Annotated in this window: 14 protein-coding genes; all 14 read left to right on the top strand. The window is 33.9% G+C overall.

Annotated features, from left to right (window positions below):
- Window positions 1–5: 5 nt before the first annotated feature.
- Entirely contained in the window at window positions 6–2,420 is a 2,415-nt protein-coding gene (locus KI686_RS05285) for a glycoside hydrolase family 95 protein (RefSeq protein WP_237588221.1), read from the top strand.
- 24 nt (window positions 2,421–2,444) lie between these two features.
- The gene (locus tag KI686_RS05280; protein WP_237588220.1) at window positions 2,445–4,007 is read left to right on the top strand and encodes a sulfatase family protein; all 1,563 of its coding nucleotides are present in this window, start codon (window positions 2,445–2,447) and stop codon (window positions 4,005–4,007) included.
- A gap of 91 nt (window positions 4,008–4,098) precedes the next feature.
- Window positions 4,099–5,076 carry a glycoside hydrolase family protein gene (locus tag KI686_RS05275; protein ID WP_237588219.1) on the top strand — a complete coding sequence of 326 codons (978 nt, stop codon included), beginning with the start codon at window positions 4,099–4,101 and terminating at the stop codon, window positions 5,074–5,076.
- 42 nt (window positions 5,077–5,118) lie between these two features.
- The gene (locus KI686_RS05270) at window positions 5,119–7,224 is read left to right on the top strand and encodes a Sip1-related alpha-galactosidase (RefSeq protein WP_237588218.1); all 2,106 of its coding nucleotides are present in this window, start codon (window positions 5,119–5,121) and stop codon (window positions 7,222–7,224) included.
- 8 nt (window positions 7,225–7,232) lie between these two features.
- Window positions 7,233–9,698: a glycoside hydrolase family 95 protein gene (locus tag KI686_RS05265; RefSeq protein WP_237588217.1), complete on the top strand. Its 2,466-nt coding sequence runs from the start codon at window positions 7,233–7,235 to the stop codon at window positions 9,696–9,698.
- Window positions 9,699–9,701: 3 nt separating this feature from the next.
- A complete protein-coding gene (locus tag KI686_RS05260) occupies window positions 9,702–12,296 on the top strand; it encodes a GH116 family glycosyl-hydrolase (RefSeq protein WP_237588216.1) in 2,595 nt (864 codons plus the stop codon).
- Between the two features lie 6 nt (window positions 12,297–12,302).
- Window positions 12,303–13,355, top strand: a complete 1,053-nt coding sequence (locus KI686_RS05255; protein WP_237588215.1) for a family 43 glycosylhydrolase — start codon at window positions 12,303–12,305, stop codon at window positions 13,353–13,355.
- Between the two features lie 216 nt (window positions 13,356–13,571).
- The gene (locus tag KI686_RS05250; protein WP_237588214.1) at window positions 13,572–15,170 is read left to right on the top strand and encodes a T9SS type A sorting domain-containing protein; all 1,599 of its coding nucleotides are present in this window, start codon (window positions 13,572–13,574) and stop codon (window positions 15,168–15,170) included.
- A 176-nt stretch (window positions 15,171–15,346) separates the two neighbouring features.
- Window positions 15,347–17,896, top strand: a complete 2,550-nt coding sequence (locus KI686_RS05245; protein ID WP_237588213.1) for a GH116 family glycosyl-hydrolase — start codon at window positions 15,347–15,349, stop codon at window positions 17,894–17,896.
- Between the two features lie 5 nt (window positions 17,897–17,901).
- A complete protein-coding gene (locus tag KI686_RS05240) occupies window positions 17,902–18,558 on the top strand; it encodes an SGNH/GDSL hydrolase family protein (protein WP_237588212.1) in 657 nt (218 codons plus the stop codon).
- A gap of 51 nt (window positions 18,559–18,609) precedes the next feature.
- The gene (locus tag KI686_RS05235) at window positions 18,610–19,968 is read left to right on the top strand and encodes a sulfatase family protein (RefSeq protein WP_237588211.1); all 1,359 of its coding nucleotides are present in this window, start codon (window positions 18,610–18,612) and stop codon (window positions 19,966–19,968) included.
- Window positions 19,969–19,980: 12 nt separating this feature from the next.
- Window positions 19,981–21,399 carry a sulfatase family protein gene (locus tag KI686_RS05230; protein ID WP_237588210.1) on the top strand — a complete coding sequence of 473 codons (1,419 nt, stop codon included), beginning with the start codon at window positions 19,981–19,983 and terminating at the stop codon, window positions 21,397–21,399.
- A gap of 3 nt (window positions 21,400–21,402) precedes the next feature.
- Window positions 21,403–22,938, top strand: a complete 1,536-nt coding sequence (locus KI686_RS05225) for a sialate O-acetylesterase (RefSeq protein WP_237588209.1) — start codon at window positions 21,403–21,405, stop codon at window positions 22,936–22,938.
- A 22-nt stretch (window positions 22,939–22,960) separates the two neighbouring features.
- On the top strand, window positions 22,961–24,388 hold the full coding sequence (locus KI686_RS05220) for a sulfatase family protein (RefSeq protein ID WP_237588208.1): 1,428 nt from the start codon (window positions 22,961–22,963) through the stop codon (window positions 24,386–24,388).
- Window position 24,389 lies beyond the last annotated feature (1 nt).

Below are 24,389 nucleotides of genomic sequence, written 5' to 3'. Positions count from 1 at the left end.
TAATAATGAAGATACACACATCATTTTTAAAATACGGAGGCTTATTTGCAATTGTTTTTTTATTACTCGTTTCTTGTCATCAAGAAACAGAAAAAGATGCTGCTAATTTAAAATTATGGTATCAACAACCAGCAAATGCGAGTAAAGAGTTAGCTTCTGTTATTGTTAACAGAAATAATCCAGAATGGCTAAAAGCTTTGCCTTTGGGTAATGGTGCTTTTGGAGCCATGGTTTATGGAGATGTAAATCAAGAACGCATTCAGTTAAACGAAGAAACCATGTGGTCTGGGAGTGTAGATGACAACGACAATCCTGAAGCGTTAAAAGCACAAGCAGAAATTAGAAAATTACTTTTTGAAGGCAAATATAAAGAAGCTACAGCGTTAACAAGACAAACCCAAGTTTGTAAAGGAGCTGGTACTGGGCACGGAAAAGGGGCTAATGTACCTTTTGGATGCTTTCAAACCCTAGGAGATTTGTGGATTGATTTTGAAAAAGAAAGTGACTATCAAAATTATCATAGAGAGTTAGATTTAGAAGAAGCGGTTGTTAGAGTTCAATACACTCAAGATGGAGTTATTTATAAAAGAGAACATTTTGTAAGTCATCCAGATCAATTAATGGTGGTAAAATTAACAGCCGATAAGCCAGGAAGCATTTCTTTTAAAGGAACACTAACTAGACCAGAATATTACCAAACAAAAGCAGAAAAAGATCAACTGGTCATGCAAGGAGCGCTTTCTGATGGTAAGGGAGGAAAAGGTTTGGAGTATATAACCCGTTTGTCTGCTAAAAACAAAAATGGAACTGTAGTTTATAAAAATGATGCTATAGAGGTTAAAAATGCCGATGAGGTAATTCTTTATTTAACAGCATCTACCAATTATCTGTTGGATTATCCTAACTATAAAGGAAGAGATTACGTAACCATAACAGCAGAACGTCTTAAAAAAGGAAAAGAAAAATCTTATGAGGCTATTTTAGAAGCTCATACCAAAGAATACCAGAATTATTACAAAAGAGTAAGCCTTAAATTAACGTCAGATTTAGATACCATTCCTACAGATGTAAGGTTAAAAAACTTTAAAAAAGAAAAAGGAAAATCAGATTTACATTTGGTGGAACAATTGTATCAATATGGTAGGTATTTATTGATTTCATCATCTAGACCAGGAACCATGCCTGCTAATTTACAAGGAATATGGGCAAATCAATTGCAAACACCTTGGAATGGAGATTACCATACAGATGTAAATGTGCAAATGAATTATTGGTTGGCAGAAGTAGCCAATTTAGGAGAAATGCATTTGCCTTTGTTTGATTTAATGGAATCGTTACAAGAACCTGGAGCAAAAACCGCTAAAATTCACTACGATGCCAAAGGTTGGGTAGTTCATCCGGTAACTAATGTATGGGGATTTACATCACCTGGAGAAAAATCAGATTGGGGAATGCACGTAGGAGCTGGAGCTTGGCTAACTACGCATATTATGGAGCATTATTACTTTACGTTGGATAAAGAATTTTTAAAGAATGAATTTCCGGTATTAAAAGGAGCTACAGAATTTTATATGGATTGGTTAATTCCAGATCCTAAAACAGGGAAGTTAATTTCTGGTCCAACGGTGTCTCCAGAAAACAAATTTAAAGCTCCTGACGGTAGTGTGAGTAAAATATGCATGGCTCCTGCTCATGACCAACAAGTAATTTGGCAGTTGTTTCAAAACTATATTGCTGCTGCGAATGCTTTAGATAAAAACGATGCATTTTTAAATAGTGTAAAACAAGCTCAAGCACAGTTGCAAGGTCCTAAAATAGGAAGTGACGGACGTTTGTTAGAGTGGAATGAGGAATTTGAAGAAATTGAAAAAGGACACAGACATATTTCTCATTTATATGCACTACATCCTGGTTTTCAAATAGATGTTGATGAAACACCTGAGTGGGCCACTGCAGCAAGAAAATCTTTAGATTATAGAATTCAACACGGAGGTGGTGCTACAGGTTGGAGCTCAGCTTGGTTAATAAATCAGTATGCTCGTTTAGGTGATGGGGATCTTGCAGAAAAGAGTTTAAAGACACTGTTATCAAAAAGAATTAGTTACAATTTATTTGGTCAACATCCACCTTTTCAAATAGATGCCAATTTTGGAGCTACAGCTGGAATTTCAGAAATGTTAATACAAAGTCATACCGGAGAAATTAGATTATTGCCTGCTTTACCAAGCGATTGGAAAAATGGTGAAGTAAAAGGATTGTGTACCAAAGGTGGTTTTGTGGTAGACATTAAATGGCAAGATGGGAATTTAATATCTGCAATAATCCATGCAAAACAAGGAGGAGAGGCTAAGATAAAGTACAAAGACAAAATAATTAGTATACATACAAAACCAGGAGAAAATATTGAGTTTCCACTATAAAATAATAAAATTAAAAATACTAAAATGATATCACAAAGATTTAAACTATACTCAATAGCATTGTTGTTACTTACAGTAGCACCAAATGTATTTGCACAAAATAATAATCAGTCCCCAAACATCATTTATATTCTTGCAGATGATTTAGGTTACGGAGATGTTAAAACGTTTAATCCTAACGGAAAAATTCCCACTCCAAATATGGATAAAATGGCAGAAAATGGAACCAAATTCACAGATGCTCATACTTCATCAGCCGTTTGTACACCTACGCGTTACGGAATTTTAACAGGTCGTTACAATTGGAGAACTTCTTTAAAACATAGTGTATTAAGCGGGTACTCTAAATCGTTAATAAAAAAAGAACGTACTACTGTAGCAGATGTATTAAAAAGTAAAGGATACAAGACTGCTTATATAGGAAAATGGCATTTAGGTTGGGATTGGAATTTTGTAAATAAAAATGAAAAAAGAATAGATAAATTAAATGCTAAGCCAAAGGTAGATTTTACCAAACCTATTAAAAATGGTCCATCTACTCACGGATTTGATTATTCTTTTGGTTTTTGTGGTTCTTTAGATATGGCTCCGTATGTATATGTAGAAAACGATATGCCAACCATGGTACCTACTAAGACAACTGTTTCTGTTGATGAAAAAGGAATTTGGAGAAAAGGATTAACTTCTGATGACTTTAATCATGCTACAGTTTTACAAGATTTAACAGACAGAGCTGTAGATTATATAAGTAATCAAGCAAAAGAAAAAGAGCCTTTCTTTTTATATTTTCCTTTACCTGCACCACATACACCTATTTTACCAACTATAGAATTTTTAGGGAAAAGTAACACCAATATGTATGGAGATTTTGTTATGCAGGTTGATGATGTACTTAGACAGATAAGAATCGTTTTAAAAGAACAAGGAATTTCTGAAAATACTTTGGTGATATTCACTAGTGATAATGGATGTTCTCCTAAAGCAGATTTTGAAGAATTGGCTAAAGTAGATCATGATCCAAGTTATGAGTTTAGAGGAACCAAATCAGATATATACGAAGGAGGACACAGAGTTCCGTTTATAGTAGAGTGGCCAGCAAAAGGATTAAAAAATGCAACATCAGACAAAACAATTTGTACTACAGACTTTTTAGCAACTTGTGCAGATATTACAGGTTATAAATTACAAGATGCAGAAGGGGTTGATAGCTACAGTATGTTACCGCTAATTACAGGTGCAAAGAATGATGATATTCGTGAATACACAGTTCATCACTCTATAGATGGTTCTTTTGCTATTAGAAAAGGAGATTGGAAATTGAGCGTTTGTAAAGGTTCTGCAGGATGGTCTTATCCGAAGTTAAGCGATATTAAAAAAGAAAATTTAGACTTGCCAGATATGCAGTTGTACAATCTTAAAAAGGATATTGGAGAAACTAGAAATGTAATTGCTGAGTATCCAAAAGTAGTAGCAGAATTAAAAGCGGCTCTTAAAAAAATCATTTTAGACGGTAGAAGTACCAAAGGGAAAAAACAAGAAAATGATGGGATGGAAGGTTGGAAACAAATTCAATCAATTATAAACTAAGATTTTAAAAATTAAGATGAGGTTCTATTTTACAAGTTTGTTAGCTATTTTTTTCACGCTTAGCATCTCTTGCCAAACCCTTAACAAAACAATGAAGTTTGAATATGTAGGAGTGGCAGCAGAAAATAAAGGAATGCATGTTTGGGGTTCTTCTCCCATTGTAGATAGTGAAGGAAGAACGCATCTTTATGCTGCTCAATGGTCAATAAATACACAAGTTGACTTTAGTGGTTGGTATAAAGATTGTGAAATAGGTCATTATGTAAGTAATAATCCAGAAGGTCCATTTGAATATTTAGGTGTTGCTGTTAAGGATCTGGATAAAAAATTTAATTCTCCTCACAATCCCACAATTAATTATATAGATGGAAAATACGTTTTATGTTTTATAGTAAATGAAGATAACAAACTTAAAACCCAGCGAATCATAATGTATGTTGCTGATGATTTAAGCGATCATTGGAGACCTGCCAAAGGAGCAGAAGCAGATGGTACTATTTTAAGAAAACCAAAAGATACTACCATTTGGAATTACAAAGCAAAATTAGGAGTATCCAATCCTACACTAATTAAGTTTAAAGGAAAGTATATGTTGTATCATAAATCTGTAGTGCCTAAAGAACCTAAAGGATCTGCATATACTTATGGAGTTGCCGTTTCTGATCATTTGGAAGGACCTTATAAAATTTATAACAAAAGAGTTACTTCTCCAAAAATGCAATTAGAAGATGCATATGCATTTACCATGAATGATTCGGTATATATGTTAAGTCGTGATTTTGTTGGAACTCTTGGGAATAGTGGAGGAGGATTATTGTGGAAATCTGCAGATGGATATTATTTTCCAGAAGATAATACCATAAGATCATACGAGGATTTAGAACATTATGTTGGTAAAGAATTTTTAAAAGATGCTTCTGTATATAGAGGGAAAAAGTTTGGCAAACTAGAGAGAGCACAAATATTGTTTAAAAACGGAAAACCAGCTTATTTGTATTTGGCAACAGGAGTACAGGTTAAACTTGGCTTTGGTAGTTCTTCTCATGTATTTAAAATAAACTACGAGTAAGATAAACTTTGAATAAAATTTATAATTAAATAACGAATATGTATGCATAATTATTTAAAACTAGGTGTTTCTTTTTTGTTGATAACGTTGGTTGTTGCTTGTGGTAGCAGTCCATCAGAAAAAGAAGTAAAGGATTATGAAAATATTCCAGAAACCATAAATTTAAATCAATTAAATACACCCAAAGGTGTTTTACGATTAAATAAACAAGAAGTTACTCCAAATGCAGAGGGTATTATTGCCGAAATAAAACTAGAATTACCCAAGTTTAAAAAAGGAATTTACTACCGTCCATTTTCAGAAAAACTAGCTGCAGGAAATAGGGTAGAACCACTTTGGTTTGATGATATTTCAGAATTAAACAATTACAAACATCAAAAACCAAGAATGGATAGTCATGTAAATCTTGGGGCATTTATGATGTTACAACAAGAAAATGGCGAGTACTTGGCTCTGTTGCCATTAACATCAAACCGCATAGGGAATACGTTTAGTGTACACAATAACAATATGTATATCACCATGGCAACTTATGGTACAGCAACAGAAAATGTATCTGTTCCTTTTGTGAGTTATGCACAATCTAAAAATCCTTATGAAGCAGCAAGACAAGTTTGGGAGTTGGCTATGCAAATGGATGAAATTAAGGAAAATATCAACTGGAGAGAACAAAAAGAATATCCAGAAGCTTATAACTATTTAGGGTGGTGTTCTTGGGAACATTACAAGCATAAAATAAACGAAGAAATTATTTTAAAAGCGGCTAAGGATATTAAAACAAGTTCAATTCCTTTTAGGTGGATGTTGATAGATGATGGGTATTTAGACCATAAACAAAATGCTTTATTGTCTTTTGGAGTAGATAAGAAAAAGTTTCCTAACGGATGGGAACCTATTATGGCTCAAAAAGATGAGAAAATAAAATGGTTTGGAATCTGGAGACATTTTAACGGGTATTTTGGAGGGATTTCTTTAAACCATAACATGCCACAATTACAAGATTATTTGGTAGAGAGAAATCCAAGAGGGAAAAGGAAATTTTACATGCCTAAAATTTCAGAAGAAGCAGCCAATGCTTTTTACCATGAAATGACAGAGCATACTAAAAAAAATGGTTTTGATATTATTAAGGTAGATTTCCAGTCTGATAATTTCCGTAATAATACAGGAGCTAGCAATGCTATTTTAGGAGTACATTATAACAATACGGCTTTAGAAGAAAATACCAAAAGCAAAGGTTTAATGTTTTTAAACTGTATTGCTCAACAAAGTTTTAATGTATTTAACCACAGATACAGTGCTTTAATAAGAGGGAGTGTAGATTACAAAACTACAAAAGATCGTTTAGATGTTACCTTGGTGCAAAACTTTGCCAATGCCTTTTGGTTAGGGCACACACATTGGTTAGATCAAGATATGTTTTTTGCCAATTTTAAAGAAACAGCTCAATTAATGGCGGTATCAAGAGCCCTATCAGGAGGACCTATTTACTTGTCTGATGAACCTGAAAACATTGATGACACGGTGTTAAAACCATTAACATATAAAGATGGTCGTATTGTGGGAACGTTAGCACCAGCAGTACCATTGCCAGAAAGTTTAATGCAAGATCCTTATGCTGATGACAAAGCGTTTAAAGTAATTGCTCCTTTACAAAACAAAACCGCAGCTATTATGGCTGTTAATTTAAACCAGAATGATAAAGAGGTTTCTACAAAAGTTTCTTTAAAAGATTATGCTTTTGCTGGAGGAATGATTCAGCCTTATAAGGGCTTGTGGCAAACACCAAAAGAAGGAGTTTTGTTGTACGATTATTACAACAAAACCGCACAAGTTTTAAAAGACGATTATTCATTTACGTTGGCATCAAGAAAAGAACGTTTGCTATTGTTAAATCCTATTAAAGAAGGATGGGCAGTTATTGGTAGACCCGATAAATATTTATCTGGAGCTACGTATGAATTGTTAAATGTTGATGAACAATCTGTAAACATAAAAATGATAGAAGACGGTTCGTTGTTATTATGGACTAACGGAAAAATACCAACATCGGAAAACTTTGAATTTACAGACTTAGGAAATGGGTTGTGGCAAGGGAACTTAATCAACCCTGTGGATAGCAAAGAATATATTATTTCTAAAAAGTAATAGAATATATGAAGTTTATTATCTCCTTATTAATACTGATTTTTTCAAGTTTACAAACTCATGCTCAGTTTACTTTAACGTATAACGAGCCTGCAAGTCCGTTTACCCAAGAACAAAGAAATAATTACAACAAAAACGGGTACATGCAAGAAGCTTTACCGCTTGGAAATGGAAGGTTAGGAGCCATGTTTTCTGGAGGAATTGCACAAGAGCATATCATGATGAATGAAATTACCTTGTGGATGAATGCCAAGAGAGGGTTAGATTCAGTTGCGCAATCTGGAACAAGAATAGGGGCTCATAAAAATTTTTATAAAGTAAGAAAAGCATACCAAGAGGAGCACTACGGTACAGGAGAAAATAGTATGGAGGCTACGGCCACTAAATATTTAAGTACCCAACAACCCATAGGAAATTATGCACCGTTTGCAGATGTGTACGTGTCAACAGGTCATCAAACCAAAGACATTAGTCATTACAATCGTTCTTTAGATATTCATAAAGGTGTGGGAACGGTTCATTACCATATTGGAAAAGCGGAATACACTAGAACGTATTTTTCTAGTCATCCACATGATGTAGTGGTTGCTCGTTATACGGCTAAAAAAGCTACAATGAATCTTACCATTCATACAAGTTCTTTACATAAACTTAACCGTTTAGAAGCTAAAGGACAGAGAATTGTATTGCAAGGAGAAGCTGTTATGGAGAAAGATCCTGTGCAGTTTATGCAAAGCGTTTTTGTAGATGCTGGAAAAGAAGAAATCATAGCACAACAAGATGGTTCTTTAAAGATTAAAAATGCTACAGATGTTAAAATATATGTAGCAGCCTATACGGATTATCTTCCAGTTTATCCAACATTTAAAGGACGTGATTATATAGCTGATACTGAAAAAACATTAAAAAAAGCAGTTGAGGTAGGGTATCAAGAACTTAAAGAAATGCATCAAAATGATATTTCAGCATTGATGGATCAATGTCAATTGAACTTAAATTACGAACCTTCTGGTGTTACTACAGATCAACTAATTGCTCAAGGTTCAAGTATTGAGTTGGAAAATCTTTATTTTAATTATGCTCGTTATTTACAAGTAAGTTCATCACGTACAGCACCTGTACCTTCAAATTTACAAGGTTTGTGGAATGGTCATTTAAAACCTGCTTGGAATGCCGATTATCATACAGATATTAATTTGGCTATGAACTATTGGATGGTTGAGACTGCCAACTTGCCTAATTCTTTTAAACCTTATGTGTCTTATTTAAAAACGATTGCTGAGTCTGGTAAACATACTGCAAAAGAATCTTTTGGTATAGAAAAAGGTTGGAGTATGGGACTTAATGGAAATGTATTTGGATTTACAGCACCCAATGTACATGGTAGAAGAATGCAACAATCTGGAGCATGGTTGTGTCAGAATTTATTTGAACATTATGCGTTTAGTAAAGACAAAAAATATTTAGAAGAAATTTATCCTGTTTTAAAAGGAGCAGCCGAGTTTTATGTTGAATTTTTAGCTCCTTGGAAAGATGGTTCTTTAGTAGTATATCCAACTTGGTCTCCAGAAAATGCCTATTTAGTAAAAGAGTTTGGAAAGTTAAACAAACAAGCTTACGGAGCTTCTTTTGAACAGCAATTGGTGTTGAATTTATTTACAGATTATATAGAGGCTTCTGTGGTTTTAAATAGAGATAAAGCCTTTAGAAAAACCGTACAAGAAACCATTTCTAAACTTTGTCCTCAAAAAATAGGACAGTATGGTCAGGTACAAGAATGGCCAGAAGATTGGGACAATCCTACAGATCATCATAGACATATTTCTCATTTAATAGCCTTACACCCAGGACGAGATTTTTCACCTTTAACAACTCCAGAACTATCAAATGCAGCTTTGGTAACCATGAAACATAGAGGAGATATTTCTACAGGTTGGAGTACTGCATGGAAAACTAATTTTTGGGCAAGACTACACAATGGTGATAAAGCATATCAATTTTATCAGTTTTTAACCGCTAAAAGAACTTATGCTAATTTGTTCGATTTTCATCCTCCTTTTCAAATTGATGGAAACTTTGGGGGAACTGCCGGTGTATGCGAAATGCTATTGCAAAGTCACCTAAGAAGTGTTAATAATAGAGCTGATAATATTCAAGAAGCAGCATTTGTGGCTTATCAAAATACATCAGAAAACAAGAAACATTTTGTTCCTGTAGCTCCTAAAGAATCCATAGCAAATGCTCCTTATATACTGCACTTGTTGCCAGCTTTGCCATCGGCTTGGTCTAAAGGAAGTGTTAAAGGCTTAAGAGCTCGTGGAGGTTTTGAAGTGGATTTAGAATGGAGTAACGGAGTGTTGGCAAACGCTATCATTCGTGCTAAAACAAAAGGTGAGTTTAGAGTTTTTTATCAAGGAAAATTAAGTAAAGTATGGTCTCTTAAAAAAGGAGAATCAATGGTTTGGAAACAATAAAAAATGAAAATAGAAAACATGAAATTTTTAACTATAAATGCCATTTTTTTAATGGTTGTAGGTGGGTTAAGTGCTCAGGAAACAAGCAATGATTGGCCTGTGTTAAAAACCTACAACCAAGAGCATATCCAAAAAATTAAAATGCCTGTAGGAGGTATTGGTACAGGAACGGTATCTTTTACGGGTAGAGGTTCTTTAGAAGATTGGGAAATTATGAATCGTCCGGCAAAAGGATTTAATCCCACTTTAGAAAATTGGGGGCCAGCCAAAGAAAAAGGACCATTTTTTGCCATTTTTATGGAAGATGAAGATGGGAATAAACAAACACGTTTGTTAGAAGGAATGCAAGATGAAGCAACTTTTGAAGGGGCTTGGGGAGCTACTTCTAATCAACATGGATTACCACGTTTTAACAATACTACTTTTAAAACAGCCTATCCTTTTGGTCAAGCTTATTTAAGTGATAAAGAGGTACCAGTAGCTGTGGTGGTTGAGGCATTTAATCCATTAATTCCAGGGAATATAGATGATAGTAGTATTCCTATGGTTATTTTAAATTACAAAGTAAAAAATACAAGCAATAAAGACTTGTCTATTTCTTTAGCAGGATCCATTCAAAATTTTATTGGTTTTGATGGAACTAGAGGAAAAGCCATCAAAAACATAAATACCATTCGTGAAGAAAATGAGTTGAAAGGAATTCATTATACCAGTAATGGAGTAGATCCTAAAAGTGAACAATGGGGGACCATGAGTTTTGTTTCTTTAAATAAAGGAGAAACAACTTACCGTACTGCCTGGCAAAAAAAGACGAGCAGATGGGATAAAAAAAGATTAGACTTTTGGGATGATTTTAGTGAAGATGGTATTCTTGAAAAAAGAGAAAATAAGAATGCAAATGCCCCTATGGGATCTTTAGCGGTAAAAACTACTTTAAAAGCAGGAGAAGAAAAAAACTTTCGTTTTTTAATAAGTTGGCACTTTCCAAACAGACAAACTTGGGATAAACCAGGATTTCAGAAACACATAAAAGCAACCGTTGGCAATTATTATACTACAAAATATGCCGATTCTTGGGAGGTGATTACCAAAACAATTCCACGTTTAAAAACTTTAGAAAATAGCACTAAAACGTTTGTTAATTCGCTTATCAAAAGTGATATTCCAGAGGAAATTAAAGAATCTGCATTATTCAATTTAGCACATTTAAGAACACAGTTGGCTTTCCGTATTAAGAGTGGACAGTTGTTAGGTTGGGAGGGACTTTTTGATACTTATGGTTCTTGCTTTGGTTCTTGTACACACGTTTGGAATTACGAACAAACTACTGCTTTCTTGTTTGGTGAATTGGCAAAAACCATGAGAGAAGTAGAGTATAAATACGCTACAGATAATGAAGGATTGATGAGTTTTAGAGTGTATTTACCTTTAAAAGAAGGAAATAAATGGGGAAAAGCAGCTGCTGATGGACAAATGGGAAGCATTATGAAGTTTTATAGAGATTGGCAACTGTCTGGAGATGATGCCTTTTTAAAAGAACACTGGCCAAAAGTTAAAAAATCATTAGAATTCTGTTGGATTCCTGGTGGTTGGGATGCTAATAAAGACGGTGTCATGGAAGGTTCTCAACACAACACCATGGATGTTGAATATTTTGGGCCTAATCCACAGATGGAATTTTGGTATTTGGGAGCTTTAAAAGCCTCAGAAGAAATGGCAAATTATTTAGGAGATAAAACCTTTGCTAAAACTTGTAAAAAATTATACCAAAAAGGATCTAAGTGGATGGATAAAAATCTATTCAATGGTGAATATTACGAGCAACACATAGAGCCACCTATGTCGGCAGATAATGTAGCTCCATCATTAATGGGAATTACAACGGGTGATAAAGCGATTGATTTAACCTCTCCAGATTTTCAGTTAGGTAAAGGAGTGTTGGTAGATCAATTGGTGGGTCAATTTTTTGCGCACTTGGTTGGCTTAGGATATTTGGCAGATGAAAATCATATTAAGACCACATTAAAGTCTATTATGAAATACAACTATGTAGAGAATATGGCTTCACATGCTAATTTCCATCGTTCTTATGCTTTAGGAAATGAATCTGCGTTGTTAATGGCAGCGTACCCAAACGGAAGACCCGCAAAACCATTTCCGTATTATACAGAGGTAATGACAGGGTTTGAATACACAGCCGCTATTGGAATGTTACAAGAAGGATTAACAGAAGAAGGGTTGTTGTCTATTCGTAACATTAGAGATCGTTATGATGGTAAAAAAAGAAGTCCGTTTAATGAGGCTGAAGCTGGACACCATTATGCACGTAGCATGGTAGCTTGGGCAGGTGTGTTAGCAACTACAAAATTCCATTATTCAGCAGTAGAAAAATCTATGAGTTTTACTTCTAAACTTGGAACTTATTTCTGGAGTAATGGTTATAGTTATGGAACTTGTGAGGTAAAAGAAAAAGAAGTGAATTTAACGGTCCTTTCAGGATCATTGGAATTAGAACAATTTTCTTTAGAGAGTGTTGGAACTAAAAAAATAAAAAATCAAACTATAAATTCAGGAAAGTCAATCAACATAAAACTATAAATGGAAATGAAAAATAATATTAAAAGAGCATGTATTTATTTGCCTATAGCCATGCTATCAATTGTAGTATTGAGTGCATGTGGGGCTAAAAAAGCTCAAAAATCAGAAACTAAGACAGAAACTACTCAAGAAGTTAAGCATACAGAAAAAGTAAGTTTTTCCTATTCAGAAATAGAAGGAATAGGAAAAGATCCTGTTTACAACAGAAGAGATCCAAGTGATATTATTAAAGTAGGAAACAAATACTACATATGGTATACACGTATGGATAAGCCTGTAAGATCTGGTTATTGGGGAACTATTTGGTATGCTACCTCAGAAGATGAAGGACATACTTGGAAAGAACAAGGAATGGCATTAGGGTTAGGTAAAGAGGGTACTTTTGATAGTCATTCTGTATTTACACCAAATATTTTGGCTTATAAAGGAAAATATTACATGTATTACACAGGAGTACAGCCAACACCAGGAAATCCTAACAAAGAATTTGAAGGGAACAGTACTACAGATTTTACAGCCATAGGTGTAGCGGTAGCAGATAGTCCTGAGGGACCTTTTAAAAGACCTAAAAACAATGTGGTAATTGCTCATAGTGAGGTATCGTCAGATTTTGATAGTTACCGAGTGGATGATGCAAGCTTATTGGTGAAAGACGGAAAAATTTGGTTGTATTATAAAGGAAGATGTATAGAACATGGTAAAAAAGGTGCGCATCATACTCAAATGGGAGTTGCAATCGCAGAGAATCCAGAAGGACCTTTTAAAAAGTACGATCATCCTTTAATAGAAAAAGGTCACGAAGTATTGATATGGAATCAAAATGGAGGAGTAGCTTCTTTAGCTTCTTTAAGCAAATCCATTCACTGGGCAAAAGACGGTTTAGACTTTAGTCCTGTTGCAAAAGAATTAACTACTATTCCTATGGCTCCAGGTTTATACAGACCACACTTAGAAGATGGAAATACTGCAAATGAGGTTCCAGGTTGGGGAATTTGTATGAGACAGAGTAAAGGAGAAGCACATTTGTTTAGATATGAAATAAACAATGCCTCATTTTAAAATGAATCAGATTTAATATAAAAATTTTGTTTTGAATGTTATGCAATGTTTGTTAAGTGAAAAATAAGGTAAGTTAGTAACAACACAATGATAAAATAATTTAAAAAATTCATAAAAATGTTAAGATTTTATTTAATAAAAAAAATACTATGCTCGCATAAGTTTGACAATAATCTTTATGTGTACTTTTTGTTATTTATAATGTGTTGTAAGGTTATGCCAGCAGAGGCGCAATCAATAACAATAAATACTACAGATTATAAACAAACTATTGATATAATTGGAGGAGATATGGAGAGGAGTTCCAAAGTTGTACAATTTACTGTTCAAAATAAAGAAGAAGTTATTCAATGGGGGTTTGGAGATATAAAATATAATTATTGTAGAGTACAATTTGATAAAAATCAAGAATTAGTAGAAGGGACTAAAAATTGGGCATTTTATGATAGGCAAATAGCTACAATGCAGGAAGTAAAATCAGTAAATCCAGATATAAAGTTTTGGGCAACCTTAAAATCTGATTATGATGGCTACGGAAATAATAACAATATGCCAGATTGGATTGTTCAAAATTTTAATGCGAGTAATCCTAGTCAAGCGGTAGTAGATACAGATAAATGGGCCGTTTTTTTAGCAGATTATTTAGAATATATGGAAGATAATAATGTGCCTATTCATACACTTTCAACAGTTAAAGAATGGAATGCTTATATCAATGCAGAGAAATCTAGAGATATTATTTTAAAATTAAAAGAAGAATGTACTGTTAGAAACATTACAATGCCACTAATTAATGATTCTGCTTCTTGGAGTATGGCTGCAGGAAGAGGGTTTATGAATGGTGTTAACAATTTAGGAGCTAAAAATCTTTATGGAGGTTTTTCTAATCATGAATATGCTTCTAATGATACCCCAGAAGTAGAATGGCCACAAAATGTAGAGATAGCCAATGCCATGGGAAAAAAATTATATCAAGATGAAACCATTACAGGGGCTGGAACGTTAGATGGAGAAGAACCGCCTATTTTTAGATATGCACAAAGAGCAGTACTTTATCAATCTGGTGTAAGTGGAGAAATTATGTTTGAGATTTGGTCAAGAGGAAAGGACAATGAAATCCGTTCTATTTATTGGAAATGGGGTGGTGTAGCTCAAAGGCTTATAGGACACTACGTTGCAAAACATTTTACCAATAATGTTTTAGATAGTAAATATATTACTTCTACATCAGAAAATGTAATTGGAGGTGAATTTTCGGCTACCCAATATGGAGGTGTTACAAAAATGGCTTTTCGTAAAGATAATAAGGTAATTCTTTGGGTAATGAATTTTTCATCTCCAAGTTTATCTACCGTAGATTATCCGTCTTTTAAAATTAACATAAAAAATAGTTTTATTGATGGTAATGTAGAACATAAATATTGGAATTCTGGTTCTGTTTCTGCAGGAACAGTAAATGTAGAAGGAACCGATGCCATTTTTACACCAACATCATCTACTTCATTTGATGCAGAACTTAAAGAAAACAGTATAAACGTTTTTACTTTTAATGTAACCGAGGATGCTTTGTCAACATCAGATTCTGAGTTAAATGATAGCGTTTTTACAATTTTAACCAATCCAGCCCAAAATGAATTAACATTAAGTAAAACTATCCAAGCTTATAAAATTATAAGTTTAACTGGTAGTGTTCTAAAAAAAGGTTCTGATGAAACTAAAAAAATAGATATTTCTAATCTTTCAAAAGGTATGTATATCTTACTAGGTGTTACTAATAAAGAAAAACAAGTTATGCATAAGTTTATAAAGAATTAAATAAAGAAATGTTTAATAGGTTCTTTATATTTTATAGAATCTTAATCTTCTCAATAGTCAAATTATATTAGTTGTCAATTAATGTGGAGATATGTTAAAATATATTAAGTATGCTAGCTTATTAAAAGTTTTAAAATTTAAAAAAAATACATAAATAATATTTACAATATTAAAAAATGAAAAATTTGAAACATATACATCTATTCATCATTGCAGTTTTGGTATTTACCTATGTCAAAGCTCAAGAAAATCAATGGCCTGTATTAAAATCTTACGATCAGGCTCATACAGATAGAATTGCCATGCCAGTTGGAGGTATTGGTACAGGAACCGTTTCGTTAACAGGAAGAGGTGCTTTGGAAGACTGGGAAGTAATGAGTAGACCAGCCAAGGGATATCAACCTAAATATACTGGAGTAGAAGTAATTAATAGAGCCCCTTTTTTCTCTATTTATTATAAAGAAGCACAAAAAGAAGCAAAAGCCTTGCTATTAGAAGGACCTGTACCTACTAAATATGATGAAGGTTATTATGGGTCTAAGGCACCTAATCACGGATTGCCACGTTTTGCAGAAGCTACTTTTCAAACTGCTTATCCATTTGGACAAGTGTTGTTAAAAGATAAAGAAGTACCTGTACAAGTAACTGTTGGAGCATTTAATCCTTTAATTCCAGGAAATGTAGAAGATAGTAGTTTACCTATGGCTGTTTTAAGTTATAAAGTAAAAAACATCAGCAATAAACCTATTACCATTTCTTTAGCAGGTAACATTCCAAACTTTATAGGATTTGATGGTAAAGAGGGTAAATCTTACCAAAATATAAACACTTATAAGTCGGAAAATGGGATTAAAGGAATTCATTATACGGCAGGTAAAGATGTAGATAAAGAAAGTATGCAGTGGGGAAGTTTTAGTTTAACCACCAATAGTCCTGGAGAAATATCATACAGAACCGCATGGCAACCAGGAGAATGGGGAAATAGTACGTTAGAGTTTTGGGATGATTATACGGACGATGGATTGTTAGAGGAAAGAACATCTAAACAAAAAAATAACATGGGATCTTTAGCGGTAAAAACAACGCTAGCTCCTAATCAAGAAAAAGACATTCGTTTTTACATTACTTGGCATTTTCCAAATAGAGCTGCATGGAGAAACGATAAAGAAAATGTAGGGAATTATTATGCAACACAATATAAAGATTCTTGGGAAGTAGCACAAAAACACGTGGCTAGAATTCCTGAATTAGAGCAAAAAACAAAAACGTTTGTCAATGCATTTATCAATAGCGATACTCCTGAAATTATAAAAGAAGCAGCCTTGTTTAACTTGGCACATTTTAGAACTCAGTTGGCATTTAAAACCAAATCGGGATATTATTTAGGATGGGAAGGAATAAAAGACAATGAAGGTAGTGGTGACGGTACCTGTACACATGTTTGGAATTATGAGCAAACCATTCCTTTTTTGTTTTGTGATGTAGCTAAAAATATGAGAGAGGTAGAATTTCAATATGCTACCAATGCACAAGGCTTGATGTCTTACCGTATTCATTTGCCATTAAAAACTAAAGGAACCAATTTTGGATTGGCAGCTGCCGATGGGCAAATGGGAAGTATTATGAAGTATTACCGAGAATGGCAACTTTCTGGTGATGATGAATTTTTGAAAAGGAATTGGAGCAATGTTAAAAAAGCAATGGAGTTCTGTTGGATTCCTAAGGGTTGGGATCCTGATAAAGATGGAGTGATGGAAGGAAGTCAGCACAATACCATGGATGTGGAATATTACGGACCTAATCCGCAAATGGGACTTTGGTATTTAGGAGCCTTGCGTGCTACCCAAGAAATGGCTAGTTATTTAGGAGATAGAAAATTTGCTAAAACATGTGAATCTCTTTACAAAAATGGTTCTCAGTGGATGGATGAAAATCTTTTTAATGGAGAATATTATGTACAAGAAATTGTACCACCTATGCATTTAGACAGTATTGCCAAAGGGTTGATTCGTGTAAAGAGACGTTTGGTGGCAGATGATCCACAATATCAATTAGGAGAAGGAGTTTTAGTAGATCAATTGGTAGGACAAGTGATGGCTCATATTTTAGATTTAGGATATTTGGTAGATAAAGAAAATATCAAAAAAACCAATGAATCTATTTTAAAATACAATTATAGAGACAACTTAATGAAGCATCCAAATTTTATGCGTTCGTATGCGTATGGAGATGAATCTGCTTTGTTAATGGCTGCTTACCCTAACAAAAGACCTAAACAACCTTTTCCATATTATACAGAGGTAATGACAGGGTTTGAGCATACTGCAGCTGTAGCTATGATTTACGAAGGTCAAGAAGCAGAAGGATTAAAAACCATTCAAGATATTAGAAACCGTTACGATGGTAAAAAAAGAAACCCGTTTAACGAAGCGGAATTTGGACATCATTATGCACGTAGTATGATGGCTTGGGCAGGTGTGTTAGCTACTTCTGGTTTCCATTATTCTGGAGTAGAAAAATCAATGAAATTTACAGCGAAACCAGGAACTTATTTTTGGAGTAATGGTTATAGTTGGGGAACATGTGAGGTAAAAAATAAAGAAGCGATTTTAACTGTACTTTCAGGAAAATTAGAATTAAAACGTTTTACGCTAAACGGCATAGGAACCAAAAAGCTAAGAGGAAAAGTAGTTGATGAGAATGAAAGTCTTGCTATAAAACTATAATGGATATGAAAAAAATAGTTAGAATATTACTATTGTTTGTTGTTGTAATTACAACCATAGCTTTCAGTAAAAAGAAACAAAAAGTATTAATTGTAGGTGACTCTATCTCTATTGGATACACACCTTTTGTAAAAGAAAGTTTAAAAGAGGTTGCAGAAGTTGTTCATAATCCAGGAAATGCAAAACATACAGGTAATGGTTTAAAACATATTGAAGATTGGATTGGAGATGAACAGTGGGACATCATTCATTTTAATTGGGGATTGTGGGATTTATGTTATAGACACCCAGATTCTAAAGTACAAGGGCAAAGAGATAAAGCCAATGGAACTATTACTTTTTCTATAGAAGATTACGAACGTAATTTAAGGGCCATTGTTAAAAAAATAAAACAAAAATCTAATGCCAAATTAATTTTTGTAACCACCTCTTATGTACCTACTAAAGAAGCAGGAAGATATGTAGAAGATGCCATTAAATATAACAAAGTAGCACGTAAAGTAATGCAGGAAAATGATATCGAAATTAATGATATCTATAAAGTCTCTAAAAAAATACATCAAGAATATGGAAAAGGAAATGATGATGTGCATTATACTCCAAAAGGGTACGAAGAATTAGGGAAACACATTACCAAATTTCTAGAAAAAAAGTTGAAATAGATGAAGGTCAATTATCCATTTATACTATTCATAATACTGGTAAGTAGTCATATGTTTAGCCAAAAAACGGCTAGTAGCAAACCAAATTTGGTCATCATCTTTACAGACGATCAAGGGTATGGTGATTTGAGTTGCTTTGGTGGCGAACATGTTTACACTCCCAATATTGATAGAATGGCAAATGAGGGAGCAAAGTTAACTAGTTTTTATATGGCATCTCCACTATGTACTCCATCCAGAGCTGCATTAATGACGGGGTCTTACCCTAGAAGAGTAAGTATGGAGCCACCTTCTAGTTTAGCCGTAGATTTGCCAAATGTTCCTAAAGGGAAAAACTTTCCTGTTTGTTTGGCTGCCGATGGAAATGGATTAAACCCTAATGAAGTTACGCTTGCAGAAATAGTAAAATCCGTAGGATATAGCACCGGAATGTTTGGAAAATGGCACTTAGGAGATCAACCTGAATTTTTACCTACTAAACAAGGTTTTGATGAGTTTTTTGGTTTGCCATACAGTCATGATATTTCACCAAAACATCCAAGACAACAATTTTTTAAATTTCCATCACTTCCTGTTTTAGAGGGTGAAAAAGTAATAGAATTAAATCCTAACAAGGATAATCTAACCAAAAGAGTTACGCAAAGAGCTGTTCAGTTTATTAAAGAACACAAAGATGAAAACTTCTTTTTATACGTGCCACACCCAATTCCGCATGGACCTGTAGCAGCTTCTAAAGAAATTAAAAAGGAGTATGCAAACTTGTTAAAAAGTGGTGTAAAAGCGGATGATAATATATACTCAACGGCTATTTATGAGATTGATTGGTCGGTAGGACAAATATTAAAAACCTTAAAAGAACAAGGAATTGATGACAACACTATTGTGCTATTTACGAGTGATAACGGTGCTGCCAACAAAAGAGGTTCTACCAAACCTTTAAGAGGCCATAAAGGACAAACTTTAGAAGGAGGAATGCGTGTGCCTGCAGTAATTCGTTGGCCAGCCAAAATTAAAGCTGGAATTGAAATTGATGAATTATTAACAAGTATGGATGTGCTACCTACTTTTGCAAAATTGATTGGTGCAAGATTATCTAAAAATACCATTGATGGAAAAGACATGATGCCAGTGCTTACTACAGATGCAAAAACACCCCATGAATATTTCTTTTATTCGCATTGGGGGACTTTAGAAGCGGTAAGATGGGGAGATTGGAAGCTGAGAGTAATAAAAGGAGAAGCAGCTCTTTACAACTTAAAAACAGACATTGCAGAAAAGAACAATGTAATAAACCAGCATCCTAAAATAGTAGCGCAATTAAAAAAAGAGATGCAAAAATTTGATAAAGAAATGGATAAAAATGCACGTCCTGTTGGGCATGTAGAAAATCCTAAACCATTAACAAAATAATACATTTAAAAAATGATGAAAAAGCTTGTTTTATATAGTTTACTGATGTTGTCTTTTAGCTCATGTACTGCTCAAAAGGAAAGTAGCAAACCTAATTTTATCATCATCTTTACAGACGATCAAGGGTATCAAGATTTGGGTTGTTTTGGCTCTCCAAACATTAAAACGCCTAACATAGATAAAATGGCTTCTGAGGGAATGAAGTTTACAAACTTTTACGCTCAAACCGTTTGTGGGCCCTCAAGAGCTGCATTAATGACGGGTTCGTATCCTATGAGAAATGCACGTAATGACAATGGAGATAATCCACACCCTAAATTGGCATTAAGTGAAGTTACTATTGCAGAGGTGTTAAAACCTGTAGGTTACAAAACAGGTATGATTGGAAAATGGGATTTGGCAGGACATAATCCAGAAAAATTTAATCCAGTTTTATTACCGATGCATCAAGGTTTTGATGAGTCTTTTTTTACGCCAGGAAGTAACGATGCAAGGGTGCATTTAATCAGAAATAACAAGTTGGTAGAAAAGAATGCAGACATGTCTACATTAACAAAAAGATATACCAACGAGGCTATTAGTTTTATCGACAAAAATAAAAAACAACCTTTTTTTCTATATCTAGCGCACACCATGCCACATACCAAATTAGCTGTTTCTGATGAATTTAAAGGAACATCAGAAGGTGGTTTGTACGGTGATGTTATTGAAGAAATAGATTACAATGTTGGGAGAATTTTAAATCATTTAAAACAAACAGGATTAGATGAAAATACCTATGTAATTTATACAAGTGACAATGGGCCTTGGTGGATTAAAAAAGAGCACGGAGGGCATGCAGAACCTTTAAGGGGAGCAAAAACATCGGCTTGGGAAGGCGGATTTAGAGTTCCTGCCATTATACGTGCACCAGGAAAAGTGCCAGCCGGAAAAACGTCAGAAAATATAGTAGCCACTATAGATTTGTTACCAACCCTTGCAAAAATTGCTGGAGCAACAGTTCCAAAAGATAGAGTGATTGATGGAGTAGATGTTTCAGAGATTATTCATGGAACATCAACGGAATTGGATAGACCATTTTTTTACTACCAACATCATATTTTACGTGCTGTTAGAAAAGGAAAATGGAAGTTACACTTAGCTCATGAATCTTATCCAAAATCTATAGTTTCTAGAAAATGGCCAATTCATAGTGCTCCAAAAGATAGAGAATTATTTACCAAACCAATGCTTTACAATTTAGAAACAGATATTGCTGAAACTACCAATGTTGCTGAAGAAAATCCAGAAGTAGTTAAAGAGTTACTAAAACTGCTAGATTGGGCAAAACAAGACATTGGAGATATTAACAAACGTGGAGAAAATGCAAGACCCGTTGGAAATGAACCCTATCACACACCAAATAACCTAATTCCTGTTGATAAAAAATAATTAATGATGAATATAAATTCGAATATAGCTAGAATAATAACGGTTGTAATTTTCAGTATCATCAGTCTTAAAACAAATGCTCAATTTTTAAAAGTAGCTAGTGTTTTTGGAGATCACATGGTATTGCAAAGAGAAAAAAAGGTGCCTGTTTGGGGAACCAGTACTCCTAAAGAAAAAATTACAGTTACATTTAATGGGCAATCAAAAAGCACAAAATCAGATGCTAATGGAGATTGGATACTTTATTTAGATCCCTTAGAAACGTCCTTTAAAGGAAAAGAGATGCTTATTGAAGGAAATGAAAAACTAGTTATTAAAGATGTTTTAGTAGGAGAAGTATGGATTTGTGCCGGACAATCTAACATGGTAATGAGTTATAATTCTTCTGCAGAAGTTAGAGGATTGGTTCCTTTAGCTAGCAATATTCGTAGTTTTTATGTAGAAAATAAAGTAGCACTTAAAGAACAAAAAAATGTTCCTGGAGCTTGGAAAATAACACACCCTAAAAGTGCAGTGGCTTTTTCTTTTGCTTATTTTTTAAATAATTTAGGAGATGTTCCTGTGGGGATTATTCAAGCCTCTTGGGGAAGTTCATCTATAGAAGCTTGGATGCCTAGAGCTATGACCAAAGAGCTGCCTATTTTTAATACTATCATGAAAGAGTTTGATGTTGATAAGGAAAGAATTGCTAGAATTCAACAACTCATCAACAAACCTAATTGGACAAATCAAGAAAATATTTTTTTAAGACGTAATTCTAACATTATTTACAATGCTATGATGCATCCGTTAATTCCTTTTGCATGCAGAGGTTTGGTTTGGTATCAAGGAGAAAGAAATACACGTTACATAGCAGGTTTGCCAGAAGTTGATGAGAAGAATTGGTTTCACAGAGTAAGTGGAATGAAAGATTATGATGAGGTTTTAAAAAAATGGATCCAAACGTATCGTAAACGTTGGAATGATGATGATATGCATTTTATGATTGTGATGTTGCCAGGTTATGGAAAAGGAACTCAAAAAAAACAGAACATAGATATTGAAAACCCTACAGAAGAATCTTGGGCATGGATGCGCGAGTCTCAATTATCTGCTATGGAACTTCCTAATGTATCTGTAGTAAATACTATTGATTTGGGAGATGTTAAAAACATTCATCCTACAGACAAATTACCCATTGGACAAAGGACCGCTTTGTTAGCAGCCAAAAAAACATTGAAGTTAAAAGGAGAAGCCGTAGGGCCAACGTTAAAAAAAGTAGAGGTAAAAAACGGTGAATTGGTCGTGCATTTTAACCATGCCCAAGGTTTAAAAACTATTAATGGAAAAGCACCCTCTGGATTTTGGATTGCTAATGGTACTCAAAAATGGGTAAAAGCCAAAGCAAAAATTCAAGATGAAACAGTAGTGTTAAGTTCTTTGGAGGTTAAAAATCCTAAATATGTACGTTATGCTTTTGCAGGAAAACCAACAGTGAATTTGGTAAATAATAGTGAATTGCCAGCGTATCCGTTTAGAACAGATAATTGGAACAAATAACTTATTAAATAAAACAAAAGAGATGGTTAAGAATTTAAAAATAATAGCAATTTGTTTGTTTTCGGGTTTGATGAATTTTAACCCAATAATAGCACAAGAAAAACCAAACATCATCATTTTGTTTGCTGATGATTTAGGATATGGAGATTTAAGTTGTTATGGAGCACAAGATGTAAACACTCCTAATATTGATCAGTTAGCTAAAGAAGGATTGCGGTTTACCGATTTTCAGGTAGCATCATCAGTTTGTAGCCCATCACGAGCAGCATTGCTTACAGGTCGTTACCCAATGCGAAACGGATTTCCTGTGGCTCAAGGAAAAATAGAGAAACACAAAGATTATGGTTTACATCCTGACGAAATAACCATTGCCGATCTGCTTTTAAAAGAAAAGTATGCAACATTGGCTATTGGGAAATGGCATTTAGGATTTAATAAAGGACATCAACCTATAGATCATGGTTTTCAGCATTTTTATGGATTACAATCCAATTGGCATACCAGTCATCCAGATTTAGATGATGTTTATAGTGACAATAAAGTAGTAAAAGAAAACGTAGCTTTTGAAACTTTAATAGGAGATTATACCAATAAAGCCATCGAATATATGGAAGAAAATAAAGAAAATTCATTTTTTCTGTATTTAGCTTATCATTCGGTGCATTCACCTATCAAACCTAGCAAGGAATTTATTGGAACTTCAAAAGGAAGTTTATACGGCGATTATGTTCAGGAGTTAGATTATCATGTTGGTAGATTAACACAAGCACTTGCTGATAAAAAATTAGATGAAAATACCATTGTTATTTTCTTGTCAGATAACGGTCCAGCAATTTGTCATTTTGGAGGTTCTGCAGGAGCTTTAAACGGAGGAAAATATACGACTATGGAAGGTGGTTTCCGCATTCCGGCCATTATTAAATGGAAAGGAAAATTTGCAACAGGAGTAAACGATACGTTTTTATCATCTATGGATTTATTGCCAACATTGGCTTCTTTGGCAGGAGCAAAACTTCCAAAAGATAGAGTTATTGATGGGAAAAATATTACTTCAGTTTTAAAAGCAGGAAAAGGCGAGTCTCCACACAAATATGTGTATTATTATAATGGAATTAATTTACAAGCCATTAGAAAAGGGAAGTGGAAATTGCATTTACCAAGAACCTCAGACGATCAACCATTTTGGTCTAAAAACAAAAACGAAAAACCATTTAACGGAAGTAACTTAAAAAATATTGGGTGTAGAGGATTGATTGCTTTAGGTCGCCCGTTATTATTCGATTTGGATCACGACATGGGAGAACTAACAGATATTTCTAAAAAATATCCTGAGATTGTAGAAGAATTGCTAAAAGAAGCAGAAAGAATAAGAAAAGAACTAGGTGATATCGATGTAATAGGAACAGACCAACGTGTGCCACCGTTTGAAAATATACAAGAAAAAATTTAAA

This window comes from Polaribacter sargassicola (genome assembly GCF_021991835.1).
Taxonomy (GTDB): Bacteria; Bacteroidota; Bacteroidia; order Flavobacteriales; family Flavobacteriaceae; genus Polaribacter; species Polaribacter sargassicola.
The sequence above is the reverse complement of the archived record's forward strand: the minus strand, read 5'-3'. Positions and strand labels throughout refer to the sequence as shown.